Origin of the sequence: Solwaraspora sp. WMMA2059 (assembly GCF_027497315.1) — a bacterium.
Classification (GTDB): domain Bacteria; phylum Actinomycetota; class Actinomycetes; order Mycobacteriales; family Micromonosporaceae; genus Micromonospora_E.
Genome location: NZ_CP114908.1, coordinates 1,813,075 through 1,831,683, shown reverse-complemented (window position 1 = coordinate 1,831,683; position 18,609 = coordinate 1,813,075). Strand labels below are relative to the sequence as shown.

General features: G+C 71.3%; 18 protein-coding genes. 4 read left to right on the top strand and 14 right to left on the bottom strand.

Going from position 1 to position 18,609, the window contains the following annotated elements:
- Nucleotides 1-64: 64 nt before the first annotated feature.
- On the bottom strand, nt 65-979 hold the full coding sequence (locus O7553_RS08400) for an SDR family NAD(P)-dependent oxidoreductase (RefSeq protein ID WP_281554247.1): 915 nt from the start codon (nt 977-979) through the stop codon (nt 65-67).
- An 87-nt stretch (nt 980-1,066) separates the two neighbouring features.
- Here O7553_RS08400 and O7553_RS08395 point away from each other — a divergent pair, with 87 nt between their 5' ends.
- Nucleotides 1,067-1,642, top strand: coding sequence for a TetR/AcrR family transcriptional regulator (locus O7553_RS08395; RefSeq protein ID WP_281554246.1), 576 nt, complete (start codon nt 1,067-1,069; stop codon nt 1,640-1,642).
- Between the two features lie 10 nt (nt 1,643-1,652).
- Here the strand turns inward: O7553_RS08395 and O7553_RS08390 are convergent, their stop codons facing one another.
- From O7553_RS08390 to O7553_RS08375, 4 genes are all read right to left on the bottom strand, one after another.
- Nucleotides 1,653-3,128, bottom strand: a complete 1,476-nt coding sequence (locus O7553_RS08390; protein ID WP_281554245.1) for an ATP-binding protein — start codon at nt 3,126-3,128, stop codon at nt 1,653-1,655.
- A gap of 153 nt (nt 3,129-3,281) precedes the next feature.
- A complete protein-coding gene (locus O7553_RS08385) occupies nt 3,282-4,457 on the bottom strand; it encodes a helix-turn-helix domain-containing protein (RefSeq protein WP_281554244.1) in 1,176 nt (391 codons plus the stop codon).
- Nucleotides 4,454-4,723, bottom strand: a complete 270-nt coding sequence (locus tag O7553_RS08380) for a hypothetical protein (RefSeq protein WP_281554243.1) — start codon at nt 4,721-4,723, stop codon at nt 4,454-4,456. The genes O7553_RS08385 and O7553_RS08380 overlap by 4 nt, the downstream gene beginning before the upstream one ends.
- Nucleotides 4,720-4,863 (bottom strand): hypothetical protein, encoded by a 144-nt coding sequence (locus tag O7553_RS08375; protein WP_281554242.1) that lies wholly within the window; start codon nt 4,861-4,863, stop codon nt 4,720-4,722. The genes O7553_RS08380 and O7553_RS08375 overlap by 4 nt, the downstream gene beginning before the upstream one ends.
- Nucleotides 4,864-5,144: 281 nt before the next feature.
- Between O7553_RS08375 and O7553_RS08370 the strand changes: the two genes are divergently transcribed.
- Nucleotides 5,145-6,503 (top strand): hypothetical protein, encoded by a 1,359-nt coding sequence (locus tag O7553_RS08370; RefSeq protein WP_281555536.1) that lies wholly within the window; start codon nt 5,145-5,147, stop codon nt 6,501-6,503.
- Nucleotides 6,500-7,063 carry a flavoprotein gene (locus tag O7553_RS08365; protein WP_281554241.1) on the top strand — a complete coding sequence of 188 codons (564 nt, stop codon included), beginning with the start codon at nt 6,500-6,502 and terminating at the stop codon, nt 7,061-7,063. The genes O7553_RS08370 and O7553_RS08365 overlap by 4 nt, the downstream gene beginning before the upstream one ends.
- 155 nt (nt 7,064-7,218) lie before the next feature.
- On the opposite strand, the gene O7553_RS08360 is transcribed toward O7553_RS08365, so the two are convergent.
- The 6 genes from O7553_RS08360 to O7553_RS08335 are packed head-to-tail and all read right to left on the bottom strand — an operon-like array spanning nt 7,219 to nt 12,484.
- The gene (locus tag O7553_RS08360) at nt 7,219-7,611 is read right to left on the bottom strand and encodes a hypothetical protein (RefSeq protein WP_281554240.1); all 393 of its coding nucleotides are present in this window, start codon (nt 7,609-7,611) and stop codon (nt 7,219-7,221) included.
- Between the two features lie 10 nt (nt 7,612-7,621).
- Nucleotides 7,622-8,341, bottom strand: a complete 720-nt coding sequence (locus O7553_RS08355) for a DUF624 domain-containing protein (protein WP_281554239.1) — start codon at nt 8,339-8,341, stop codon at nt 7,622-7,624.
- Between the two features lie 11 nt (nt 8,342-8,352).
- A complete protein-coding gene (locus tag O7553_RS08350; protein WP_281554238.1) occupies nt 8,353-9,174 on the bottom strand; it encodes a carbohydrate ABC transporter permease in 822 nt (273 codons plus the stop codon).
- A complete protein-coding gene (locus tag O7553_RS08345) occupies nt 9,171-10,118 on the bottom strand; it encodes a sugar ABC transporter permease (RefSeq protein ID WP_281554237.1) in 948 nt (315 codons plus the stop codon). The genes O7553_RS08350 and O7553_RS08345 overlap by 4 nt, the downstream gene beginning before the upstream one ends.
- An 8-nt stretch (nt 10,119-10,126) precedes the next feature.
- Nucleotides 10,127-11,413, bottom strand: coding sequence for a sugar ABC transporter substrate-binding protein (locus O7553_RS08340; protein ID WP_281554236.1), 1,287 nt, complete (start codon nt 11,411-11,413; stop codon nt 10,127-10,129).
- 57 nt (nt 11,414-11,470) lie between these two features.
- Entirely contained in the window at nt 11,471-12,484 is a 1,014-nt protein-coding gene (locus O7553_RS08335) for a hydroxyacid dehydrogenase (protein ID WP_281555535.1), read from the bottom strand.
- A 165-nt stretch (nt 12,485-12,649) separates the two neighbouring features.
- Here O7553_RS08335 and O7553_RS08330 point away from each other — a divergent pair, with 165 nt between their 5' ends.
- Nucleotides 12,650-13,747, top strand: a complete 1,098-nt coding sequence (locus tag O7553_RS08330) for a LacI family DNA-binding transcriptional regulator (protein WP_281554235.1) — start codon at nt 12,650-12,652, stop codon at nt 13,745-13,747.
- A gap of 2 nt (nt 13,748-13,749) precedes the next feature.
- Here the strand turns inward: O7553_RS08330 and O7553_RS08325 are convergent, their stop codons facing one another.
- Genes O7553_RS08325 through O7553_RS08315 form a run of 3 tightly spaced genes read right to left on the bottom strand, consistent with a single transcriptional unit; the run spans nt 13,750 to nt 18,441 of the window.
- Complete coding sequence (locus tag O7553_RS08325) at nt 13,750-15,744, bottom strand: DUF2264 domain-containing protein (protein ID WP_281554234.1); 1,995 nt, start codon at nt 15,742-15,744, stop codon at nt 13,750-13,752.
- Nucleotides 15,741-17,663, bottom strand: a complete 1,923-nt coding sequence (locus O7553_RS08320; protein ID WP_281554233.1) for a heparinase II/III family protein — start codon at nt 17,661-17,663, stop codon at nt 15,741-15,743. The genes O7553_RS08325 and O7553_RS08320 overlap by 4 nt, the downstream gene beginning before the upstream one ends.
- A complete protein-coding gene (locus O7553_RS08315) occupies nt 17,653-18,441 on the bottom strand; it encodes a TIM barrel protein (RefSeq protein ID WP_281554232.1) in 789 nt (262 codons plus the stop codon). The genes O7553_RS08320 and O7553_RS08315 overlap by 11 nt, the downstream gene beginning before the upstream one ends.
- Between the last annotated feature and the right edge of the window lie 168 nt (nt 18,442-18,609).

Below are 18,609 nucleotides of genomic sequence, written 5' to 3'. Positions count from 1 at the left end.
GACTTCCCGAACATCAACCGTAACATGGCAGCTGGTGAGGCGACCCGGACCGGCCCCACCCGACTCAACGGCGGGCGAGCGCCTGGTCGATCAGTTGCTCGCTGTCGTCCCAGAGCCGCCGCGCCCGGGCGACGTCGTATGACTCGGGTGACGACGGGGCGACCTTCGGACCCTCCAGGTACGCACCGGTGGTGCCGTCGAACCGGGCGTCGCTGACCAGGTCGGCCAGGTGCCGGGCGGAGGCCCGGGAGCTGCGCGCGCCGGGCAGCAGCGCGCTGATCAGCGGGGCGGCCATCCGAAAACCGGTCCGAGCGAGCGTCGGGTAGTCGCGGGAGAGGCTGGTGTCGGGCATCAGCCCCGGGTCGTACGCGTTGACGCTGATCGGCCGTCCGTCCAGTCGGCGGGCGAGCTCGTAGACGAAGTAGATGTTCGCCAACTTCGAGGTGGAGTAGCGGACCCGGCCCGCCGTCGGGGTGGCGTCGGCGTCGGACGGGTCGGCGAGTTCGCGGGCGCTCGTCCAACGCGGCTCCGGGAAGCCCATGCTCTTCTCCCGCCAGTGGGTGCCACTGCTGACGATCGCAATCCGGGCCCCGGCGGCCAGGTCGTCGAGCAGTCCGGTGACGAGCAGGTGATGACCGAGGTGGTTGGTCGCGAAGGTGAGCTCGTAGCCGTCGGCGGACCGGCGTACCCCGTCGATGACCTGGATGCCGGCGTTGCCGACGATGGCATGCAGCGGCGGACGCTGCCCGGACCGGCGCAGTTCCTCGGCCGCGTCGGCGACCGATCGCAGGTCGGCCAGGTCGATCCGGAGCAGTTCGAGGCTCGCCGCAGGGGTCCGGCGACGGATCTGCCGGGCCGCCGCTTCTCCCCGGCTCTCTGCCCGGTGACCGAGCACGACGTGCCAGCCCTGGGCGGCGAGCCGCCCGGCGACGCGCAGCCCGAGGCCGGTGGTGGCCCCGGTGATGACGACGGTTCTCATCAGAGTGAACCCTTCGACAGGTTGACGTTGTCAACCTGACCTTACGTCGCCCAGGTTGACAGCGTCAACCTGATCTAGGATCGGACGATGAGCACCCGGGACGACCTCGTCGCCGCAGCGACCGCACTGCTCGACGAGGGCGGCCCGGAGCGGGTCACCCTGCGGGAGGTTGGACGTCGGGCCGGGGTGTCACACAACGCGCCGTACAAGCACTTCACCGACAAGCAGGCGCTGTTGGAGGCCGTCGCCATCCAGGAATTCGACCGGCTCGAACGGGTCATGACGGCGACACCGACGCCACGGACCGAGGCCGCCGCGCTGCTGCGACACGTCCTGCTCGACTACGTACGCTGGGCACAGCACCATCCGCGACGGTTCGCGCTGGTCTACGGGTGGTCGATGCACGCCTCCGCCGACCTGCACGAGCGGGCCGGCGCCACCTGGCGGCGACTCGTCGAGCTGACCGCCGAGGCCCAGGCGGCCGGGGCCCTGCCCGCAGGTGACCCGGAACGGGCCGCCGCTCTGGTCCGCGCGCTGGCGCACGGCGCCGCCGATCTGTCCATCAGCGGCCACCTGGCGGCCGACGGAAAGGGCCGCGCCAGCGCCGAGGACCTGGTCGAGGACCTGCTCCGGGTGCTACGTCAGGCCGAACGGTCGAGCTGACGTCGTTCGCTCAGGATCGGTTCGCCGCGTACAAGCGATCCAGGTCGACGAGCTGGACGCCGGGGTCCGTGGCCGCCACGGCGCGAAGGTCGTCGGCGAAGCCGCCGCCGCTGAACAGCAGCAGCCGGCACCGGTCGGCCCGGACCCCGTCGCGACCGGCCAACAGGCTACGGATGTGTACCAGGCGTCGCAGGTGACCGGTCCCGACGGCCTCCTGCCACTTGGCCTCGCCGATCGCGCGGAGTTCCTCATGGCCCTGCTCGTCACGGCTGAATACCGCCACGTCCACCTCGTGCCGCGTGCGGGCGGCGGGGTCGTTGACGACACCGGCAGCCACCCGGGTCGGAACACCGCCAAGAACGTCCGGATCGGCTTCCCACCGGGCCCATTCGCGGCAGATCGTTTCGAAGTGCGGCCCGACGACCTTGCTCAGGAACGTGCGCTGCAGCCGGGGCCAGACCTGCCGGGACCGACCCGAGCGCTCCAGGTCGCCCCACGCCGGCCGCATTACGGCGTGGTAGAAGACGAGCAGTGGCTCGGCAATCCGGTAGACGCCCCGGTTGCTCTTGAACGCGTCGGTCTCCCGCACGACCAGGCCGACGTCCTTTAGTACACCCAGCGGCTGGGCCAGGTCGGACGGCTGCCGACCCAGGAAGTTGGCGATCTCCCCACGCCGGGTACGACCGTCCGCGATCGCCGCCAGCACCGAGTGGTACAACGCGGGGTCGCGGATGTCCGGCTCCTCCGCCAACAGGTAGCGGGCCTCCCGGAACAGCGGGCGGGCCGGGTTCAACACGGCACGCACCACCCAGTCGTCGAAATCGTCCGGCCCGGCCGGTGAGTCGTCCTGCGTGAACTCGTGCCGATAGGCGGGGGTGCCGCCGACGATCGCGTTGACCTGTAGGGCGGTGCGTGGGTCGGCGATCCCCCAGAACCGGGCCGCAGACCGGTAGTCCAGAGTCCGGACCACCAACTCCAGGCCGGCCCGTCCACGCAGCGGCGCGGCGCCGGACAACAGGTTGCCCATGAACGACAGCGCCGAACCGCACAACAGCAGCCGTACCTGGGTGTTCGACCGCTGTCCCGCCGGGTCGAGCGCCCGCTGGATGATCGAGGGCAGCGCCGGACTGACGCGGGCCAGGAACGGAAACTCGTCGATCACCACCGGCAGTGGCCCGGCAGGGGCGAGTGTCATCGTCCGGGTGACCGCCTCGTCCCAGTCCGCAAACCGCAGCGGCGTCGCCTCACCCAGATAGTCACCGAGCGCCTCACCGTACTGGCGCAGCGCGTCAGCCTCGGACGACTCGGTAGCCGTGAACAAGAACCCGCCAGCCGCCCGTACCAGCGCGTCGAGCAGGAACGTCTTGCCCTGACGACGACGACCGGAGACCACTCCCAGCGTGGCCCCGCCCTGCGGCAGGCGCGCGAACCGGACCAGCTCGTCCCACTCGACCTCACGGTCGAAAATCTCCGCCGGCTTCTCCACCGCGCTGGCGACCGAACGTGCGCGTACCGAGGCATGGATCAGCGCTTTCCACCTCGCCGAGGAACGCGGTGACGCAGCCCACCCGGCTGACGCCGACGAGGGAACCTGCATTGTCGAAGAACTGGCGGGTTGAGGGTCATACAGGTTCCCTCGTCACGAAACGCCGGTCGTCAGCCCGAGCGCCGTCGCCAGCCGGGCGACGCCGGCCGTGTCCGGCCCGCACCGGGCAATCTCAGCCACGACCGTACGGGCGGAGGGCCGGCAGCGGATCTCAGCCGGTGCGACGCGGTCCGCCTCGACGAGCCACCGTCCCGCCGCCGCGAAGTCACCGACGCCGAGGTGTGCCCGCGCGGCATCCACCAGGTACGCCGCCCGATGCTCGGCCGGCAGCCCACGCCATGTCAGCTGCCGGGTGGCAGTCTCGTGCCGGCGTACCGCCTGCCGGGCGTCGCCCGACTCCACGGCCGCCACGACGTGCGCCAGCTCGACGGCCGCCGGGCCGAAGCTCGCAGTACGGTAGTCCAGCCCGTCACCGATTCGGCCAGCGACGTCAGCGGCCCGGCCGAGCAGCTCGTCGACGCTGCGGGTTTCGCCGCAGCCGGCAGCGGCCAACCCGGCCTGCAGCAGCAACGTCCCGTACACCGGGCCGCACTCGACCGATGCCGTCGCGATGCGGTCGGCGGCGGCGACCGTCGTCGTCATCGCCAACCGGTCCTGGCCCAACCCGCGCAGCGCCTGCCCGAGCGGCACCGCCGCCGACCCGGCCAGCACCGGATCACCGCCGGCCACGGCAAGCGCCCGATCGGCCGCCAACCAGGCCAGCTCAGGTTCACCGACCTTGACCAGCACGAGCGCGATGATCCGGTACGCGCGCACCAACAACTCCGCCCCAGGCCCAGGCCGGGTGGCGTGCAGCCGCCGGGCGGCGTCCAGCAGCTCCGGTGTCATCCGCAGCAGCCGGGGATAGTCGCCGTGCTGGTACGTCGACCAGGCGTGCTCGACCTGCTGCGTTGCCTCGCGTTCCACGGCCGGGCCGCTGTCGGCGGCGGTGAACACCTCGTAGCTGGCCAGCGCCGCCCGGACCGCCGCCACCCCGTCGACCGCCCCGCCATGCTCCGATGGCCGGGCCGGGCCGATCAACTCCGCCGGGTCGACCCGCAGCACCTCGGCGACCTGCCGGATCAACGAGAACCGGTCCAACCGCCGGACACCACGCTCGACCTTCTCCACCCAGCTCTTCGACCGGCCGATCCGGTCGGCGAGCACCTGCTGGGTCATCTGCCGGCGGACCCGCCACAAGGCGACCCGACGCCCGACGGCCACGCTCATCGCCTGCCACCCGCGTCGATCCAGGTCCACGACACGAAGCGTTCGTACAACTCGGCCGGGTCGGTGATCCTGGCCTCCTCGGCGGCGACGGTCAGCAGCTCACCGACGTCAATCGACAGCGCCAGCGGCTCACCGACGTACGCCTCCGCCAACTGCGTCCGACCCGGCGGACACGGCCACGGCGTCCCGTCCGGACAGACCGCGCAGCACCACGACGGACGCACCGGCTCGTGCACCGGCCCTTTGCCGGTTCCGGGTGTCCTCATCGCAGGTAGTGCCGGCCGGCGTTACCACCCCGGCGCTGCGCCCGATCGGTACGGGTCGCCGGCCGACGGTCCGGCGGCGGCACCGTACGGTCGGCGTACCGCTGGCGGCCCGGCACCGGATAAACCACATCCACCGGCACGTCCGCACGCTGAAACCACTTCCCGAACACGCTGCCCCCTCAACGAGAGTTGGAAGGGCGGCGACCCGAGGTGGCTCTCCACGTCAACCCCGAGCCGCCGCCCGGCACCCGCCGCCGCAGCTCAAAGGCGTGCACGGCGGCGGGGCCACATGTCCAGGTTGGCCGGTTGAACCCTCAGCGGAAATGTCCGCACGGTGCACTGACGGTGCACGTCCGTGAACCTACGTACGGTTACGATCAGCGGCACGCACCTGAGCCTTGCCCGTCGAAAGGACGTGCAGATGACGACCGTGAGTGCCTGGACCGGTTGGGAAGCGAACGCGCTACGCAAGGCACTACGAATGAGTGTGACCGACTTCGCCGAGCATCTCGGGGCAGCGCGACGTACCGTGGCGAAGTGGAGCAGTCGAGGCCGTGACATCCAGTTGCGTGCCGAGATGCAGGCGGCGCTGTGCACCGTCCTGGCCCAAGCGTCGGCGGAGGCTCGTCAGCGTTTCGCACAGCTCTGCGATGCGAGCACCAGCGGTGCACCCACGGGTCAGTCAGCTGCCCTCGTCGCACTCCACGCCGGTTGTCTGGCTCATACTGACGGCGGAGGCAATCCCGATCTTGACCAGGATGAGAACGTGCGGCGCAGAGATTTTCTGACCGATACGGCTGTCAAAGGCGCCGCCGCGATCCCGACCGTGGCGCACCTGCTCGACGTGCTGTTGTCTCCCGGCCGTGATGCTGCCGGACCTGGTTCACCCAACTCCGCGCAGGACCTCGCCGCCCAGGTCGCTCAGGTCAAGGGTGACTACCAGGCATGCCACTACGGGCGCACCCTCGACCGGCTCGTGACCCTCCTCCCAGCCTTCACCGCAGCGAGATCGCAGCAGGCAAGCGAGCGTTCCGTACTCGATGCACTCGCCGCCGACCTCTACCACGTCGTCGGTAGCCTGCTGCTGAAGCACGGCGACACCTCGATGGCGCTTGTGGCAGCCGAGCGCAGCACCCGATACGGACTCGACAGCGGCGATCCTCTCGCGATCGGCACCAGTGCACGGATAATGACCCACGCGCTGATGAGCAACGGCCACACCCGACAAGCTGTCACCTTCGCGCAGGTATCCGCCACTACCGTCAGTGACGTCACCGGGCTCGACTCCAAACACGCCCTCGCCGTCTACGGCGCGCTCCTGCTCCGTGGCTCGATCGCCGCTGCAAGGATCGAAGACCGCGACGTTGCCGCCACCATGCTGGACGAGGCGACTCAGGCCGCCAACCGGCTGGGGCACGACGGCAACGACCGGTGGACCGGCTTCGGCCCTACCAACGTGCTGCAGCACCGGGTCAACGTTGCACTCGCCCTCGGCGACGCCGGCACCGCCATCACCTACGCTCGCCAGGTACAGATCGACAAGATCATCCTCAAGGAACGCAAAGCAGCCTTGTTGGTCGACGTCGCACAGGCGTACGCCCAGTGGGGACGTCATGAGCAGGGGCTGTCAGCGCTACGGACCGCCTTCGGGATCGCGCCGGAGGAGATCTGTGCCCGCCCGGCGGTGCACCGCATCGTCGAGAACCTCGCCGCTCTGTCACGCGGGCACCTACGAAGCCACGTCACCGAGTTCGCCGCCAATGCAGGGATTCGGCTGTGACCTCAGGACACCTCCGGATTGTTGTGTGCGGTGCTGGGCCCGCCGCCGATGTTCTCCGACTCGTTGAAGCGGCACAGGAGCAGTCGTGGGCGACGACGGTCGTCGCAACCACCAGTGCACTCGACTTCATCGACGCCTCCGCCGTCACCGGGCTGACCGGCAACCCCGTACGCAGCACCTACCAGACCCCGGACGTCGGCGGCCGGCGGACCTTGCCACCGGTGGACGCGGTGATCATCGCACCCGCGACGTACAACACAGTCAACAAGCTCGCCTGCGGCGTCGCCGACACCTACCCGCTCACCTCAACCGCCGAACTGATCGGACGCGGTGTCCCCACCGTCATCGTGCCGTTCGTCAACGCCGCACTGGCCGCCCGTGCACCCTTCCAACGCTCCATCGCCGACCTACGGGCCGAAGGCGTCCGGGTCATCTCCGGCCCGGACGACGACTGGACACCACACCCACCAGGCACCGGCACCGACCGACGTGCCGCGTTCCCGTGGAGGAAGGCGTTTCAGCTCGCCGTCGAGCCGGACCAGCATCGTGCTCGCCCGTAGCGAAACTCGGCAGTGACGAGGAGACACGTGACCCGTCATTCACCTGCCGGGAGCACCTGTATGACCAAACAGGTGCTGTCGTCAGTGCAGGCGATCTCCGAGCCGCCGGAAGGTGTCCTCGATCGCCGCGCGGTCCAGGAGCGGATCAGCGGCGCTCACGCGACGTTCAATTCCTGCGGCGATACGTAGACTCCGCGACGGCGGAACGCCGCCGGGGCGTGCACCACGGCGTCGACCCGGGCGGCCCGGGTGTTGAACGGGAACCAGAACCGGCGCAGTGATCGTGCCTCGACCCATGCCGGTGCCCCGCGACCATCCTTGGTCGCCAGGTGTTCCGTCAACGCGGCCAGGAACACGTCCCAGTGTTCGTCACCGGTGACAGCCGGCTCCTGCTCCAGCAAAGCGGCCCGCTCCTGCGCCGGCTCCCAGCGGTGCTCCTCAAGGAACTCCGCCACCAACCGCCACCGTCGCGCCTCGTCAGCGCCGACGAGCAGCGCGCCCAGCCCCGCCACCGTCAGCGGCTCGTAGCTCTCATCGTTACTCCGCACGCCCTCGACGCTAGTACGTCCGAGGCGATTCAAGGGGCAGGGCATCGGACAGTGCGGCGCGGCTGTTGACCCAGACGACCAGCAGCGCACAGCCGGGCAGCGTCGCCAGCGCCAGCAGCGGCGCCTGGTTGACCGACAGCAGGGCGGCCAGCAGCACGACCAGGCTGAGCAGGCCCAGCGGCGCCCGGCGTACCGCCGACCAGGCCGCGGCCCGGACGGCCGCGCGCATGCCCAGGCCCGGGGCCAGCTCGACCATGGCCAGTAGCAGCACCGTCGTGGCGGCCACCAGCACGGTCAGCACCACCAGCAGCGGTACGAGCACCGCCGCAGTGCCGGCGTCGTGCAGCCAGACGATGTCGGTCACCAGGACCGCCACCAGCGCCGTCGCCGCCGCCCAGCGCCGCGTCGCTGCGGCGAAGTTCCGCCGGTACGCGCGGACGTACTCGCGTACCGGTGCCCGGTCGTCGTCCTCGGCCCGCCGCAGGTAGCCGAACGCTGCGGCGACCGCCGGCCCGATGCTGACCGACAGCAGCCCGAAGAAGACCGGGTAGCGCCACGGCTGGGCGACCACGGCCAGCGCGACCAGCAGCGGCAGGTTGGTGACGGCCAGCCCGAGGTTGACCACCAGCACCCGGTGCACCAGTGACCAGATCGTTGACCAGGTGTCCGCGCCGACGTTGACCCGCGCGGCCAGCGAGGGCCGCAGCGGTTGCCGGACGGGTTGCCGCACCCCGGCCGCCGTCATTTCAACCCACTGGTGGCGATGCCCTGCACGAAGTAGCGCTGGCCGAACAGGAAGACGAGCAGGATCGGCAGGATCGACAGCACCGAACCGGTCATGATCATGGCGTACTCGGCCTCGTAGAGCCCGATGAAGGTCCGCAGCCCGATCTGTACGGTCCACAGGTCGTTGCTGGTCAGGTAGATGAACGGTCCCATGTAGTCGTTCCAGGTGTTGACGAAGGTGAGCAGCGCCAGGCTGGCCAGCGCCGGCTTGGACAACGGCAGCACGATCCGCGCCCAGATGCCGTACTCGTTGAGGCCGTCGATGCGGGCGGCCTCGGTCAGCTCGTCGGGGATGGTCAGGTAGTACTGCCGCATCAGGAACACGCCGAACGCCCCGAACGCCTGCAGCAGGATCAGCGACAGGTGGGTGTTCACCAGACCGAGCCGCTCCATGATGATGTACTGCGGCACCATGTACGCCTGCCACGGCACGGCGATCGTGGCGATGTAGGCGAGGAACAGCAGGTCGCGGCCCGGGAAGCTGATCTTCGCGAAGCCGTACGCGGCGAAGCTGCCGGTGAGCACCTGAAGGAAGGTGATGGTGACGCTGAGGAACATCGAGTTGTACAGGTAGGTGCCGAGCGGGATCCGGTCCCAGATGCGGACGTAGTTGTCGAAGTGGAACTCCTGCGGAATCCACTGGATCGGCACGGTGAGCACCTGCGAGTCCAGCTTGACCGAGGAGACCAGCATCCAGGCGAACGGCACCAGCACGGCCAGGCCGAGGACGGTGAGCAGCACCTGCAGGACGGCCCGGCGCAGCACGGCGAGGCTCATCGTTCCCCCCTCCGTTGCAGCTGGAACTGGACCACGGTGATCACCAGGACGACCACGAACAGCACCATGGCGATCGCCGACGAGTAGCCGAACCGGCCCTGGGTGATCCCCTCCCGGAAGATCAGCTGCGACAGCACCAGCGTGGCGCGGCCCGGACCGCCCTCGGTCATCACCTGGATCAGGTCGAACACCTTGAAGCTGGAGATGGTCAGCATGATCAGCACGAAGAAGGTGGTGGGCCGCAGCGACGGCACGGTGATGTGTCGGAACCGCTGCCAGGCCGACGCCCCGTCGGTGCGGGCCGCCTCGTACAGCTCGGCCGGGATGGTCTGCAGCCCGGCCAGGTAGAGCACCATGTAGTAGCCCATGTCCCGCCAGACGCTGGTGATGATGACCGCCGGCATCGCCCAGGTCGTCGAGGTGGTCCAGCCCGGCGGGTTGTCGACGCCGATCGCCCGCAGCAGCTGGTTGACCGGCCCGGCGTCGGGGTTGAACAGCATGTTCCACACCACGGCCACCGCGACCAGCGCGGTGATGTAGGGGAAGAACAACGCGGTACGGAAGAACCGTACGCCGCGCAGCGCCCGGTTGAGCAGTACGGCGAAGCCGAGCGCGGCGACCAGGGTCAACGGGATGTGGCCGAGCGCGTAGTAGGTGGTGTTGTACAGCGCGGTCCAGAAGGTCTCGCTGCCCACCATCCGGCGGAAGTTGTCCAGCCCGACCCATTCCGGGGTGCTGTAGGAGTTCCACTCCATGAAGGCCAGCGCCAGCGCGGCGACGACGGGCACCAGGGTGAGCGCGGCGAAGCCGACGAAGTTCGGCAGGATGAAGCTCCAGCCGGCCAGGGTGTTGCGTCGGCGCAGCCGACGTGCCGCACCGGCACCCGGCGGCGGACCGCCGGGTGCCGGTGTGCGTACGGTGTCGATCGGGGTGTGGATCGCCATGGTGCGGGTCAGTCGACCTCGGAGGTGACCCGCTCGCCCATCTCGGCGAGCCCGTCGTCGACGGACCGCTCGCCGATCATGATCAGCTCGTGCTCCTCGGTGAGGATGACGTCCACATCGGAGGATTTCTCGCTGACCGGCATCTCCAGCATCACCTCGTCGGGCTGGAACGCCGCCTGGGCGACCTCGTCGTTGGTCATGCCGTCGACACCGAAGTAGGTCTCGGTGATCGTCTCGTCGGAGTAGGCCGGGTAGACGCCGATGCTGGCGATCGCCGCCGCGCCCTCGGGGCCGGCGGCCCAGGCGACGAAGGTCCGGGCGGCCTCGGAGTTGCGGGCCTTGTTGTTGACCGCGAACGCGGTCGGCGAGCCGAAGGTGGTGACCGGGCCGCCCTCGGTGACCTGCGGCAGCGGGGCGATGCCCCAGTCGACGTCGATGTCGCCGGCCTTCTTCTCCTCGATCAACCGGGCGGCGTACCAGGTGCCCATCGGCAGCATCGCGGCCTGCCCGGTGGAGAACATCGTGTGGTACTGGACCTTCTGCGTCGACGCGGTCGCCCACGGCAGTGTGGCACCGGCGTCCTGCAGGTCGAGCACCATCTGGTAGCGGTCCTTGAGGAAGCCGTACTCGCCGCCGACGAGGTCGCCGCCGCTCTGCGCCGCCGCCGTCGAGTGGATGATGGAGCGCCAGGTGTGGTGGTAGGTGCCGTAGACGGTGTCCTGGCCGCTGCCGCTGGTCAGCTGCTTGGCCAGGTCGGCGTACTCGGCCCAGGTGAGGCTGGTCAGGTCGGCGCCGGTGTCGGCGAGCATGGCCTTGTTGTAGTACAGCACCCAGAAGTCCTGCCGGTACGGCAGCGCGAAGTAGTCCCCGTCGAGGTCGAACGGCTCCAGGCCGAGATACCTGCTCTGGTCGAGGTCGGCCGCCTCGTCGGCGACCGACGCCAACTGGCCACGCAGCGCGTAGCGGGAGTAGTCGGTGACGTTCTTCATGGTGAGCACGTCGGTCTGGTCACCGCCGGCCAGCATGGTGGTGACCTTCTCGGAGTAGTCGTCGGCGAGGATGTCGACCGGCTGCACGTCGATGTCCGGGTGGGCGGCCTCGAACCCGTCGATCAGGGCCGCGAACTCGGGGGTGCTGTCGTAGTTCCACAGGGCGATGGTGAGGATCTCGCGGCCGTCGTCGCCGACGGCCGGCTCGTCGCCACCGCCGCAGCCGGCGGTGACGAGAACCAGTGCGGTGGCGGCGGCCACCGCCCTGCCGATGTGTCGGTTCATCCTGCCGGTGTGTCGGTTCATCAGGTGACTCCTTTTGCGGAGGGTGCGGGGTTTCGTGGGGGTACGGAGCCCGGCCGGTCAGGCGTGCAACGTGAACGCGTCCGGGGTGACTTCGGCATGCAGCGGTTCCCCGACGGTCCAGCGGACGAGTTCGTCGAGGGTGTGGTCGGTAAGCCGGTGGATCTCGGTGCCGAGGGAACCGGCCAGGTGCGGGCTTACCATGACGTTCGGGCTGCCGCGCAGGGCGGCGTCGACGGGTAGCGGTTCGGGGTCGGTGACGTCGAGGATCGCGTACAGCCGGCCGGAGCGGCACTCGGCGGCGAGCGCCGCCGGGTCGACCAGGCTGCCCCGGGCCGTGTTGATCACGGTCGCGTGGTCGGGCAGCAGCGCGAGTTCGGCCGCGCCGATCATGCGGTGCGTGCTGGGCAGCTCGGGCGCGTGCAGGGTGAGGATGTCGCTGTGCGGCAGCAGCTCGGCCAGCTCGACCAGGGTCGCGCCGGCTGCGGCGACCTCGGCCGGGTCGGCGTACGGGTCGGCGACCAGGCAGCGGGCCGAGTCGAGGCAGCCGATCAGGTCGACGACCCGCCGGCCGATCCGGGAGAAGCCGACGACGCCGATGGTCCGGCGGTAGTTGGACAGGTCGCCGTGCCCGTGGTGGTGGCTCCATCCCCGGTACGCCCGGTCGGGGTCGGCGGCGATGAACGGCACCTTCTTGCCGGCGAAGATGATCGCGGCCAGGGTGTACTCGGCGACCGGCACGGCGTTGGCGTCGGCGGCGGTGCTGACCTGGATGCCGCGCCGCCACACCTCGTCGGTCACCAGGGAGCGGACGCTGCCGGCGGCGTGGAAGACGGCGCGCAGGGCCGGCGCGGTGTCCAGCCGCTGCCTGGTCAGCGGGGGTGCTCCCCAGGACGTCACCAGCGTCTCGACCGTGGCCAGTCGGGCGCGCACGGCAGGCGAGTCGAGTTCGTCGGCCCAGACCGGATCGGCCAGGACGACGACGCGGCCGAGGCGCTCCAGCCGAGCCTCGTCGAAGTGGGCCCGGTAGGAGTCCCGGTCCATCACGACGAGCGCCTGCGGCGGGGTGTGCACCGTCAACGTGTCTCCTCGGGTGGCGAATCTCCGGCCGACGTCCGACGTCGTGGGGACCTGCTGGATTCGCCGATGTGACATGGTTAACCTTCGGTGAACATGCTCGCTACCAGCCGATCTCATTCGGTCGGAAACGTTCGCGAACGAACATGGACGGGAGTGCCCATGCCGGCGGATCGGATGTTCAACCTGCAGCGCCGGGAGCGGCTGCTGGAGGAGTTGCGCCGACACGGCTCGGTACGAGTGGCCGACCTCGCCCCGCTGCTCGGGGTCAGCGAGCTGACCGTCCGGCGCGACATCGCCGCCCTGGCCGAGAGCAACCTGCTGACCAGGGTGCACGGTGGCGCCACGCTGCCCACCCAGCTCGGGCCCGCACCGCGACGGCCCCGGGTGGCACCGACCCGGTTCACCATCGGCATGGTCGTGCCGTCACTGGACTACTACTGGCCGCAGATCGTCACCGGCGCCCGCAGCGCCGCCGCCTCGCTCGGCGTGCACATCCAGCTGCGCGGGTCGAGCTACGACCCGACCGAGGACCGCCGGCAGATCACCCGGCTGATCGACGCGCAGCAGGTGCAGGGTCTGCTGCTGGCACCCAGCCTCGACACCGACGGCACCGCCGACATGATCGCCTGGATCGGCAACCTGCCGGTGCCGACGATCCTGGTGGAACGGCAGGCCCCCCGGTGGACCCCGACCCTGCGCCAGCTCGAATGGGTCCGCAGCGACCACGCCCTCGGCCTGGAGATGGCCGTACGGCACCTGCACGAACACGGCCACCGCCGGATCGGGCTGGTGCTGTCCAAGGGCAGCCCCACCTCCGCCCACCTCGCCCAGGGCTGGGCGCTGGCCTGTGCGGACCTCGGCCTGCCCGCCGACCTGGTCATCCGGGAGGCGGTCGCGTTGGACTCCCCGGGGCACCGGGGGATCATCGGCGACGTGCTGCGGCGGTGCCGCCGCGAAGGCGTCACCGCGCTGATCGTGCACGGCGACCCGGACGCCATGTCGGTCGCGCAGTACTGCGCCGAGCAGGGCGTGCCGATCCCCGACCAGCTCGCCCTGGTCTCCTACGACGACGAGGTGGCACACCTGGCCGAGCCGGCGCTCAGTTCCGTCCGCCCACCGAAGAGCCAGGTGGGCCGGGTGGCGGTCGAGCTGATGGTGGCCCGGCTGGTCGAGGGCCGACGCCGCCCCGTGCAACGGGTGCTGATCACCCCCGAACTGGTGATCCGTGACTCGTCCACGCCCCGGCCGACCCGCTGAGCTCACCCCGGCGCGGCCGGCAGCAGCAGCGTCGAGGCGTGACCGTCCGGCCAGCGGATGTCGACCGAGTCGCCCGCGCCGCCGGCCGTCACCGTCACCACCGGCACCGCCGCGTCGGCCGGGTCTCCCCCGGCGCCGGTCAGGGTCACGGCGGCGACGTACACCCGGCCGGGTGTCGGCGCGGCGGCGGTCCGCAACACCGGCACCGCCACCTGATCACCCAGCGGCGAGGTACCCCGCTCGCGGCGTACCAGCGCATGCTCGAAGCCGGTCAGGCCGACCAGCCGGGACGTCACCGCGGCACCGGCCACGACGGACACCGGCGGGTCGTCGCCGGTACGCGCCGGCGGCGGTACGTCACCGGCGACCGGCCAGCCGCTGAACTCCAGCCCGGTGCCGCCGTCGAGACCGTCGGCGGAGTCGGCCCGGGCCAGCCGCACCTCGGTCGGGCCGCGCACCGCCGAGGCCACCGTCACCACCGGGCCCCGGCGCAGCCGGCCCCGCCGGCCGGACCCGTGGTCCGGGCCGGCGTCATCGTCGGTGTCGACCCAGTGGGCGTCGGCCCGCGACACCGCCCAACCGACCCCGTCGACCAGCCGGCAGTCGACCGTCACGAACCCGTTGCGGTGACTGCGCCGGCCCGTCGCGTCGACGACGGCGACCGAATTGTCCGACGGGTCGCCAACGGTGGCCCCGGTCAGCGGCGGCATCGTCGCCGTCGAATAGCCGAGCCGGGCGTACAGCGGCGAGTCGGCGCGCTCGTCGCCGGGCACCGAGTGGTCGGTGCCGTGGTTGACCACCCGGACCACACCGTCACGGCGGGTGCCGGTGACCAGCCAGCCCGGCGTCGGCACCGCCACCAGCAGGTCCGCCCGCTCGACCGGCAACGGCTGTTCGGTCGCCGTCCACACCGGATGATCGGCCGGCAGGGCCAGCCCCAGCATCCCCTTCGCCGCCCAGTACGGCGACCCGGGCCCCGAGTACGACTGGGCCATCGCCGGCCATTCATGGTGCCAGCCGATGGGCAGCAGGCCACGCCGGTCCGGTGCCCCGTGGTCGTGAAAGTGACGCAGCATCCCGCTCGCCGCCCGGCGCAACACCCCCGGCGCCACCTCGGTCGCGCCGGTCATCGCCCCGACCCACAGCGGTGCGGCCGCCGCGAACCGGTACGCCAGGCTGCGGCCCTGCATCAGCGGCGACCCGTCGGCCCCGATCAGCCGGACCGCGTCGTCGAGGAACGTCGCGAGCCGCTGACGCCACGCCTGACGCAGCCCGTCGGGGCACAGCTCACCGGCCTGGTCGGCCCAGAGCAGCGGATAGACGTGCAACGCCCAGCCGACGTAGTGGTCGTAGGACCGCTCCGGTCCGTCGGAGTACCAGCCGTCGGCCCGGTACAGCGACTCGTGCACCCGCAGCCCGGATTCGATGTCCTCAGTCGACCAGGGGCCGCCGACCGAGCGCAGGAAGGTCTCCACGACGATCTGGAACCACACCCAGTTGATCGGCGGGTACCGCTGCCCGACGACGCTGCCGAGCCAGTCGACGGTCCGCTGCCGGGTCGCCTCGTCGAGCCGGTCCCACAGCCAGGGGCGGGTCAGGTGCAGACCGAGCGCGATCGAGCAGGCTTCGACCTTGGCCTGGTCCAGTCGGTCCGGGCGGGGCCAGGCGGTCGGCGAGATCGGGTCGGTGCCGGCGCGCAGCCCGGCGGCGTACCAGTCGGCCAGCCCGTGCGGGTCGGCGCCGGCCTCGCCGCGTAGCCGGACCGCCGCCAGCAGGAACGACCGGGCGAACGCCTCCAGCGAGTCGCTGTCCGGTCCGTAGGCGCTCGGCCGGCCGGGCAGGCCGATCCGGGCGTGGTCGGGCGAGGCGTACGGACGCAGCGCCAGCAGCATCCGGTCGGCGGCCGCCCCCCAGTGCGCGCGGGTGTAACCGGTGTACGGGGACAGCCGCCGGTCGTCGGCGATCTGCTCCTCGGCAGCCTGGTCATCGGCGTTCATTCGGGACCTCCGGAGACGGTCACGGTGACGGAGCCGGTCCGCTGGGCCGGCAGGGTGAGCACCAGCCGGTGCACGGCGTCGCCCCAGACGTCGCGCAGCAGCGGGTCGTCGACCGGCTGCCGGTCCAGCCGACCGGCACCGAGCTGCGGTTCCCAGGTCAGCACGAGGATCCCGCCGGCCAGGGCCCGTACGGCGAGCCGCCCGGCGACGTGGGCCAGCGGCTCGCCGGCGAGGACGTGGTGCAGCCGCAGCCCGGTCGGGTCGTCGACGCGCCACCGCTCGGTGACGGTCACCGTCGACCGGCGTCGGTCCAGCCGCACCTGCCGCCGCCAGGACCGACAGCCGGCCTCCGGCGGGTAGGCACCAGCCAGGTCGAGGCGCAGCGCGTCGGCGTCGGCACCGGTGTCGACGGCGACCGCCGACGCCCGGAAGTCGCGGCCCGCGGCCTGACCGTGACCGCCGACGACCGGCAGGTTGTGCCACTGGCTGCGGGTGACCCACTGTTCGTACCGGCGGTCGGTGAACGAGATCGCGGTGTAGGTGGGCTGGCCGAGGTCGACCAGCACCGGGCACCCGTCCAGGGCGACGAGGTACGAGCCGACGTCGTTGTGGTTGTGGTTCTCGTCGTTGTGCCCACCCTTGACCGCGACGGTCAGCCCGGCCGAGCTGCCGGCCCGTTCCCGGCTGACCAGTAGTTGCAGGTCGGGCAGCCAGGTGGTGACCGGCAGCGGCGGAGCGGTCGGTGGTTGGGTGAACCACCGCGAATCCGTCAGCCCGCGTACCGCCCGGCCCAGCCCGGCGGCGACCGTCACGGCCGGTTCGCCCAGGGTACGGTGACTGGCCGCGAAGTCGATCACCTGCCGGTCGCCGGTGGCCCGGCCCCAGCGGTGCAGGACCTGCCACGGCTGCGCGTCGCTCGGCCGGGCCGGGCCGTCGCCGACGTTGACGTACCAGCCGCCGCCGAGGGCCATCCGGTGCGGGTAGCGGGCCAGCTGCGGCAGCGGCGCCCACCGCCACGGATCCAACCGCCCGTCGAGGACCCGGTCGAGCAGGTCGAGCGCTTCGGCCAGCCGGGCCGGGCCGTTCCACCAGTACGCGTAGCCTTCGTCGCAGCCGCCGTCGGCGGGCAGCGAGCCGAGGTAGCGGTCGAGCCCGTCGACGACAAGGTCGACCACCTGGGTCCGAATGTCCGCGTCGTCGACCAGGAACAACGCGGCGGCCAGCAGATGGCCGTGGATCCACGGGTTCCAGTTGTGCAGGTGCCCGTCCAGGCCGAGCCAGTGCCAGTCACGGCTGCCCAGGAACGGCTCGATCACCCGGGCGCGGGTCTCCCGGCGGATCCGCTGGCGCAGCCCCGGGGTGCGCTCGTCGAGCGTCGCGCCGAGGATCAGGTCGGCCCAGGCAAGCACGGCCACCGTCTCGGCGGCCCCGAGGTCCAGGTACGGCCGGTCGACGTCGGGCACCACGTGCCGGCGGTCGGCGGCAAACTGCTCGTGCGCGGCCCAGCACCAGGTGGTCTGCTCGCAGAGCTGCAGCAGCCCGTCGGCGGCCTCGTCGAGGTAGGGCTGGCCGTGCAGCGCGGCGGCCAGCGCGGCTGTGGCGGTACGCCGCCGCAGCCCACCGGCGGGCTGCTCGTACGCTGTCCGGACCCCGTCGCGCCAGTAGCGGGCGTAGTCGGACAGCAGCAGTCGGGGCCAGGCGGTGCCCCGGTCGGCCTCGGCGGCGGCCACGATGGCCCGCTCGGTGACCTCGTCGACGTGCGGCCAGGCCGCCCGGCCGGTGCCGCCGATGTCGTACACCTGCCGTGCCCGGCCGAGCGCTGCCGTCCGCAGCTGCGGGTCCAGCGCCGCCCACCGACGGGCGAGCGGCCCGGGCCCGGCCGTTGCCGCTGCTGCCGCCGGGTCTGGCTCAGCCGGCACGACGGTCCGTTGTGATCAGCCGGGTCAGCGTTGCCGCTTCGATCGCGACCCGGCCGGGATCGTCGTCGATCACGAACTCCAGCAGGGTGTCAAAGTTGCGGCCGGCACCGCGCAGTTCGGCGAAAACGTCGCGCCAGAGTCGGTCGCGGGCGGTCAACGGCAGTCGCTGGTAGCCGGGCCACCAGGAGAAGACATGCACCGCGTCGACCCAGGGCATCACCTGCCGCAGGTCGTCGACGGCGGCGGCGTCGGGCAGGTCGAGCGGCGGCTGCCAGTACGTGCGTACCGCCGGATGGTCGACGTCGGCGAGCAGCCGCAGCGTCGACTCGGCCGTGTCGGTCAACGTGCCGGAGTGGTACTCGAAGGCGAGGGTGACGCCGGCGTCGGCGGCCCGCTGCGCGGCGGCCCGGGTGGCGGTCACGACCGCGCGGCGCTCGTCGGCGCTGGCCTGCGCCGAGCCGAGGGTGCCGGCCCAGATCCGGATCCGGGGTGCGCCGAGCGCGACCGCTGCCGCCAGTACGGCCGGAAAGTCCTCGTCCGGGTCGGAGCCGGCCCGGAAGTAGGAGCCGTAGGAGGCGACCCCGACGCCCCGGTCCAGGCCGGCGTCGCGCACCGAGGTCGCGGTGCGGGTGTCACCCGGCGGTACGTGCACGTCGGCGCCCCATTCGACGCGACGCAGGCCGGCCCGTGCGGCGACGTCCAGCACTGCCGAAGCCGGCTGCTGCCGCAGGGTGACGGAACACATGCCGCTGTGGATCTTCGGACTGGTCGCCGGCACGCGCCCTCCTCGCTGGGTCGGCAAGCGCTTTCCGCGCGACCCTAGAGCAGCAGTCCGGACGAGTGCAACAGCCTCACCGGGTCGCCCGAGCGTCACGGCCAACCCCGCCACTCCGCCCGACCGATCGTGCCACCACGTAGCACCTGGTGCCACATCATGTTAGGGTCC